This is a genomic window from Proteus sp. G4415, from assembly GCF_963896075.1.
Lineage (GTDB): Bacteria > Pseudomonadota > Gammaproteobacteria > Enterobacterales > Enterobacteriaceae > Proteus > Proteus mirabilis.
The window spans coordinates 20,057-27,602 of the sequence record NZ_CAWQOK010000153.1 but is presented as its reverse complement, the minus strand read 5'-3'; the positions used below and the strand labels follow the sequence as shown (position 1 = coordinate 27,602).

6 protein-coding genes and 1 pseudogene are annotated in these 7,546 nt (G+C 31.8%); 4 read left to right on the top strand and 3 right to left on the bottom strand.

All coding sequences use genetic code 11. The annotated features are described in order from the left end of the window. Positions 1 to 10 precede the first annotated feature (10 nt). Together AACU95_RS17070 and AACU95_RS17065 are read right to left on the bottom strand one after the other, a co-directional pair. A complete protein-coding gene (locus AACU95_RS17070; RefSeq protein ID WP_004247847.1) occupies positions 11 to 409 on the bottom strand; it encodes an antiterminator Q family protein in 399 nt (132 codons plus the stop codon). A gap of 12 nt (positions 410 to 421) precedes the next feature. Next, positions 422 to 1,495 carry a conserved phage C-terminal domain-containing protein gene (locus AACU95_RS17065; protein WP_036970213.1) on the bottom strand — a complete coding sequence of 358 codons (1,074 nt, stop codon included), beginning with the start codon at positions 1,493 to 1,495 and terminating at the stop codon, positions 422 to 424. Between the two features lie 330 nt (positions 1,496 to 1,825). Between AACU95_RS17065 and AACU95_RS17060 the strand changes: the two genes are divergently transcribed. The 3 genes and pseudogenes from AACU95_RS17060 to AACU95_RS17050 all read left to right on the top strand — a co-directional run bounded on the left by AACU95_RS17060 (position 1,826) and on the right by AACU95_RS17050 (position 4,079). Next, positions 1,826 to 2,473: a helix-turn-helix domain-containing protein gene (locus AACU95_RS17060; RefSeq protein WP_108717285.1), complete on the top strand. Its 648-nt coding sequence runs from the start codon at positions 1,826 to 1,828 to the stop codon at positions 2,471 to 2,473. A gap of 256 nt (positions 2,474 to 2,729) precedes the next feature. Beyond that, positions 2,730 to 2,971: pseudogene (locus AACU95_RS17055) on the top strand (excisionase). Then, on the top strand, positions 2,952 to 4,079 hold the full coding sequence (locus tag AACU95_RS17050; protein WP_161737123.1) for a site-specific integrase: 1,128 nt from the start codon (positions 2,952 to 2,954) through the stop codon (positions 4,077 to 4,079). Before AACU95_RS17055 ends, AACU95_RS17050 begins: the two are co-directional and overlap by 20 nt. Positions 4,080 to 4,214: 135 nt before the next feature. Here the strand turns inward: AACU95_RS17050 and AACU95_RS17045 are convergent, their stop codons facing one another. Next, a complete protein-coding gene (locus AACU95_RS17045; RefSeq protein ID WP_141192224.1) occupies positions 4,215 to 5,387 on the bottom strand; it encodes a DNA cytosine methyltransferase in 1,173 nt (390 codons plus the stop codon). A gap of 247 nt (positions 5,388 to 5,634) precedes the next feature. Between AACU95_RS17045 and AACU95_RS17040 the strand changes: the two genes are divergently transcribed. Continuing rightward, positions 5,635 to 7,407, top strand: coding sequence for an ATP-dependent nuclease (locus tag AACU95_RS17040; protein WP_161737122.1), 1,773 nt, complete (start codon positions 5,635 to 5,637; stop codon positions 7,405 to 7,407). Positions 7,408 to 7,546: the final 139 nt, after the last annotated feature.

The window sequence follows — 7,546 nt, the reverse complement described above, 5'->3', positions numbered from 1 at the left end:
TAATACTTTTTTATTTAACCTGTTTTTTATTACAAGCAACTTCATGATCCATGACTAATCCTGAATCTAACATCGCCAAACCACCTTCTACAAAACCTTCTGCAATCTGTATAATCTGACGTACACGGCTTTCACTCACCTTCCAACGTCTTGCAATGCTTCTTTTAGAGCACTGATATATATAATGTAAAATAAGCGCATTCAATTCTTCTTCTCTTCTCAATTGTTGTAATCTCGCTATTGTAGCGTCAATAATCATACCATCATCATCACAACAACTTATCCTTGAAGATGATTGATAAGGTAAAACACCCTTAAAACCTGCTGCAATATGAGAATAATCTACTCCACTTTGTACATCCGAGGCCCAAGCTCCCCATCGTTCTAATACTTGTTGTATATCTCTCATATCACCACTACCTTATGCGATCTTATCTGTAATTGTTGAACGAGCAATTAATTGAGCCGACTGATACCAAATTTCTTTCCAAACAGACCTAGCCTTGTGAATATGCATATGCCCTAAACCACGCTGTAAAGCCATTTTTTTAGCTAGAATTTGAAGTGCTGTTTTGGGCTTCCACGCTGAGCTAAATAGTAAATTAAACGTACTGTCTCTTTCTGCATAATCAATTTCAATCGGTATTTCCCCGGGTTTTAAACATTGCCCATTTCGATATGCTGGCCTCCCTTTTAAATGCCATTTCTTCGCTTTATCAAGATATTCAGTACAATTATTTTTATGAAATAATGTTTTAGGCCTTAAATAGTCTTGCATATTATTATCATTGAGCCATTTAGCTGTTAAATAATCGATTATTAATATCAATTCTTCGAAATGAAAACCATCAGCTAATCTTGCACGGATATATCCTAACGTCGTCTGACACTCACGGTAATGGGAGTGAGTCACTTTGTTAAAATAACGGATAATTTCTATTTCTGGACGTTCAGGACTTGAAAACGAGCAAACTGACCGAGATCTTTTATTGTTACTCTCTGTAGTTATCTTTGTTGTACTCTCTGTAAGAAGGGCTCTATTTGAACTACTCTGAGATAGATTTGTTACACCTGTCCATTGTTTCGATTTGGGCTCATCGAACGGTTTTATTGTTGTTTTATTGGCATAATTACCTTCATTCAAACTTTTCTTTTCATCTTCTTCTATTTGCAAGATCTTATGTTGATAATTGATACTATAAAAATTTGTACGATCATGAAGATGTTTATTGAGTTGTTTTACCTCAATCAAGCCAGAAATACGTAACTGAGCAAATGCCCGTTTGAGCGTTGATACTGATAAGTATGGAAACTGTAATTGCCAATTAGATAGTGTATTGTAAATCCATCGTCGCCCATCATGTTCAATACCAGACTTAGTTTCTGTTATCCAATAGTGCAATTGTTGCAATACTAAAGCTTCATGCAATCCAATTTTGACAGCTAATTCTGGTATCACTATCTGAGGTCGAGATTTTATAATTAATGATTTCATATGCTGAACTCCTTTTCACTTTATTCTTTCTAAATGCCAAAAAGCATTAAATTAAAAATAATTTAATTGAAAAAATAACAAAAGATGGTAATTCCGTTAGTGTTTTGTAAAATATTCTATTTTATTAAATTTAATCATGACTAAAATAGTAAGCATTTTATTAATGCTAAAACTATCGTCATTCGAATTAATATAATTAATTTATATTATATGCATATCACTTAAATTAATAAGTTATCCGTTTGGGTAATTAAAATTAACAAATAGACAAAGAGTACGCAAATACTTTTTACCTAAAAAAAAGGAAATATAAATTACATGAGAAATAAAATGCACATAAGAATTAAAGAACGCCGTTTACAATTGTCATTAACACAAGAAGCTCTAGCAAAGATGTTAAGTGTAAGCCGAGTTTCTATTACAAAGTGGGAAACACGAGTTACAGAGCCGGATGGAGAAAATTTACAGGCATTAGCCAAAGTCCTTGAAGTCTCTCCAGAATGGTTACTTTACGGGGGGAACTCATCAGAAGCAGATGCATTAATTATAACTCGCAAGACAGTGAATATTAAGAAAATACCCATTATCACACTTGAACAAGCAGCTGATTGGAAAGCACGTTACGATACATTAAGATTAAGCGATATTCAGCATTGGTGCTGTGCAACAGTACCCGTATCTGAACAAGCATATGGGTTAATTTACCAAGGCGAATCTATGACAAACCCCTATTCACTTCCTTCAATCCCTAAAGGTTCAACCGTTATTATCGAACCATCATTCAAGAATGAGATAGAATTATATGGAAAAATAATTATCGCTAAAAACATTATTACTAATGACATCGTTATTAAAAAGTTTATCCATGAACCACCACAATTTTATTTAATCTCATTAAACACAGCCTTTACCCCAATATTATTTACTGATGATTATCAAATTATTGGTTATGTAATACAAATTATTCAGACTCTCTAATCTTCTTTATTTTAGTTTATTGAGCTGGCTCACTTCAGCTCAATATGTACTTCCCATTACATGGTTATTGTAATAATATAAACATCAGGTACAATAATTATCTATTAACAAACATCTCTCTTATTAACAATGCAAAAGGAAATATATATTCGATAGAAAATAATGCTATTTATTAGTTATCAAATAAATTTCATTATTTTTTATTTAAATGTAAATTAATACTTATTAACTAATTTTTATTATGCAAGGATGTATTATGAAAGTATTAACATTAAAGGAATGGTCGGATAAACGATATAAAAGTCACCCACCTTCTCTAACAACATTAAATAAATATGCACGATTAGGTTATTTTTGTCCCCCTGCAAGGAAAGAAGGCCGATTATGGCGAGTCAAAGAAGATGCTGATTTAGTAGCTATTTGACATCACCAGTTATCAATAACAACGATAACCCTATTTTACAAAGGATCCTCAAAGATGGCTGCCAGGCCTCGTAAGAATAACGTCAATATTCCTAACCTTTATCCATTACTTAGTCGTAAAGCCAGCAAGGTTTATTGGCGTTATCGCCATCCTGTAACAGGTAAATATTATGCCCTCGGTGACAATGAAGCCGAGGCGAAAGCAATAGCCATTGAAGCTAATACAAGGTTAGCAGAACAACGAAGCCGACAAGTTATGGCTATTAGTGATCGGGTGGCAAAAATTAAAGGTAAAGAAATCACGGTTAATACTTGGTTAGATAAATATTGGGCTATTCAAGAAGAGCGTTTAAAAGAAGGTGATATAAAGCCAAATACATATAAACAAAAAAAGAAGCCAGTCGTTTTAATGAGGCAAGCCTTATCCATGAAACCATTACCCGCAGTTGATGCCAGAGATATTGCTGAGATCCTTGATGAATATAAATCTAATGGCCAGCACAGAATGGCACAAGTTATTCGTTCTGTTTTAATTGATGTATTTAAAGAAGCACAACATGCAGGTGAAGTTCCTCCTGGTTATAACCCTGCCCTCGCCACTAAACAACCGAAACGAAAAGTAACTCGCCAACGCCTTAGTTTTGATGAATGGAAAAAGATATTTGAGATTGCTGACAAACAACATCGTTATATGGGCAATGCCATGTTGCTTGCACTTATTACAGGCCAACGATTAGGTGATATCTCGGCAATGAAGTTTAGTGATATTTGGGATGATCATTTACATATTATCCAAGAAAAAACTGGCACCAAATTAGCTATTCCATTATCACTACGTTCTGAACAATTAAATATGTCATTACGTGAAGTTGTTGCTCGTTGTCGCGATCGCGTTATTAGCCCTTATCTTATTCATTATTTTCATACCACTTCACAATCTAAACGTGGCGAACAAGTTACAGCAAATACACTAACGACTAACTTTAAAAAGGCGAGAAATAAAACGGATATTGATTGGGGAGAAGGAACACCTGCAACATTTCATGAACAGCGCTCTTTATCTGAAAGGTTATATCGAGCACAAGGTATAAACACTAAAGATTTGCTGGGTCATAAAAACCAACAGCAAACCGATAGATATCATGATGATCGAGGAAAAGATTGGATAAAAATCGTGATTTAATGCTAACATTAATTAAGAAAATCAGACTACTAAGGTAATAATATGAAAAGCTCACCTTATTATTACCTCATACAAACTTCATATAAAAATACAATATCATTATTTACATACAAAATATTCATTAATAATTTTGCATTAATATAGTTTAAGTTCTTCACAAACTTTTCGAATTAATATCTCACCAAGAGTTGGTGGAACCGCATTACCGATTTGTCTTGCTTGTTCTGATGCATTCCCACAAAATATAAAATCATCATTAAATGATTGCAATCTGGCAGCATGGCGTAATGTAATTCCATGATTATTCCATGGGTGTACAAAACGCCCTTTAGATGGATTATTACATCCCGCGGTTATAGTATTACTTGGCTGATGTATAAATATTCGCCCATATACATCTTTATGTCCTTTATAACCATCTGAATGGCATTTTAGTTGCCCATCCACACCAAGATCTTCTCTACTTCCATTTAGTCCTATTTTCATGAACCTATTTTTCATCATTTCACTCGGATTCATATGTATATTTGATGTATCATCACTAAGAATTGATGAACCTGATTCTAAACTAGATAAAAGTGAAAAAGTTTCAACTTTTGTTAATGATGTTTTTCGTGAAAAATAATCATTCCAATATCTTTCATACAAATCTTTAGGGATTTTTTCAAAAACGGATGAAGCTGGTCGCCAAGTTGGGTATTTACCAGAAGATGGTGAAAAATGAGTCTGTTTTGGAGGGAACTCCATCATTTCAATATTTAAATCAGCTCTTATACCTAAAATAAATACTCGTTTTCGGTTTTGAGGAACACCATAATCTTTAGCATTAATCGTTCCTTGAAAATGGATATTATACCCTTCTTTTTTAGCTAATTCTAAAAATTTATCAAGATATGATTTATGTCGTTCCCACAAAAGTCCCGACACATTTTCCACAAGAAATATTTTAGGTTGAAACTCATGAACGAATTCAAAATAACGTAATAAAAGCTTATTACGAGGATCATTAACTCCAGAATTTTTAATTCTATGAGAAGAAAATCCTTGGCATGGAGGTCCCCCCAAAATTAAATCCAACTCACCTCTAGATAAAGCCAATTCATTCCGTAATTTTTTTGTATTAATTTCATTAATGTCTTCATTTAAAATGCGTATACCAATCCCTTTGATATCATTAAAGTTTTTATTATAGGTTTCTGCAGCCACTTTATCTAATTCAATAGCAGCAAGGACATGTACTCCTGCATTTATAGCAGATAAAGAAAAACCACCAGCGCCAGAGAATAGATCAATTGCTTTAATTGACATTAAAAACACCTATTAAACTACGATAAAATCATTTTAAACGTGACCTTTTAATATGACACAAAACCGAATCAAAGTCAAAAAAACAAAAGGTTAGATATTAACATACAATATCATAAATTTGAATAAAGCCTATTTTTTTATTCTTTTTTGTATTTATTTATGAGACAGTTCAAATAAATATATTCTTAATACTGTTATAGTATAATTATTTGCTATCATAAGAATTTTACAGATAGAAGAATATAATATGGAACCTAGTAAACCAAACTCATTACATCAAATTTTCAATTCACCCAAAATAGAGCCTTTTATTAGAAAGTTAGTTTTCACTAACTTTAAAAATATAAAATCAGGACAACAACTTAGTTTTGATTATCCTATTACTGTATTAGTTGGACAAAATGGTACAAACAAAACTTCTGCTCTAGTAGCTTTATTTGGTTCTGTTTCTAATGTCTCACCCGCTCGTTATTGGTTTACAACCCCCCTTGATAGCGTTAAAAAAAATAAAGAAACCGGAGAATTATACCAATCATACTTTTATACATATAAGGAAGGTGAACACACAGCAGAAGTATTTCTAGTTAATAATCAGAGAACTGATAAAAATAGAACAGTTGATTATTGGGAAACTGCTCGTCCTCAAAAACAATATGGCATGAATACTAATTTTGAAAATATTAATTCACCATCTTTATCCAAAACACGATGGAATAAAATAAAGAAAGATGTAATTTATATAAACTTTAGATCTGAGTTAAGTGCTTTTGATAGATGTTTATATCATGCGAATAAGCCATCTAAGCATTACAAAACAAAACAAGAATTTATAAGAAGTAGAAGTGAAAATTTAAAGAAATCTATAAATGAGCATTTTCAATCATTTAATTATTATCAAAAAGATAGGATTATAAAAAATATAACTTTATCGGAAAATGAAGTTAAAGTTATATCACAAATTTTGAATAAAAAATACACAAACATCCAGTATATTGAGCACACATTCTTTAATGTACGAGGCGGCACCGCATACATTACAACAGAACATTATAATTACTCTGAGGCTTATGCTGGTAGTGGTGAATTTGCGGTTATTTCTTTAGTCTCTAAAATTCACTCTGCCCCCTTAAATTCCCTAATATTATTGGATGAACCTGAAGTCTCTTTACATCCATATGCACAGAAAGAATTAATTAACTACCTTATACAGCAAGCTAAAGTAAAAAAACATCAAATAGTTATTTCATCTCACTCACCTGAAATTATAGAAAACCTTCCTGATGAAGCTATCAAGTTATTCCATGAAGATCCTAATACTGGATATGTACATGTGCACAATGATGTAGGTAAATTAAGTGTATTTCATGTTATAGGAAAAAAATTCAACAAAATTCCTATTTTTTGTGAGGATATTTTAGCAAAAAAAGTAATAATGAAAGCTATAGAAAATGATGAGAATTTAAAACATAGTTTCCAAGTGGAATTTTACCCAGGTGGTTCTAGCTCTATCGTTTCTCGATTTAATACTCTAATTGAAACTAATCACAGTTTATTAGTTTTATTAGATGGCGACCAACAAAGTGCATTATATTCCGAACATAATTCATTTCCTGATGATACCGATATTTCAGATAAAAATCTGCACAATATTATCGAACAATTAGGTTTCGATGTCTCTTTTTCAAAAAATAGCAATTCTAGTTCTGTTCCTCAAATGAGGAAATTTTTACAAGGTGCTAAGAAATACATCGCTTACTTACCTTTTGATTCTCCTGAATATTTTATACTACAAAGAAATTCATTATGTAACGAATTTCTTTGTAATAAGAAGGCAAAAGAATGTTTTAGACAGTTATCAATTGACTTGTATGGAGAAGATGATTCGGATGCTAAAGCAATATTGTTTACTCAGTTAATGTATCTTAATAAAATTGATTATAATTGCCAAGAATTCATTGGGATAAGAAAACTATTAAAATTTTATTTAGCTCACTCAACTATAAATAATTGGAATAAATGATATAAACCTGAATATAGGTGAATAGAGAATACAATAGATTTGATAGTAAGTTTCAGGCGGTTTTGATAACTCGTTTTGATAACTTTTTGATAACCATTTCAAAATTGACAATAAAAAACGGGAACTAATAAGTTCCCGT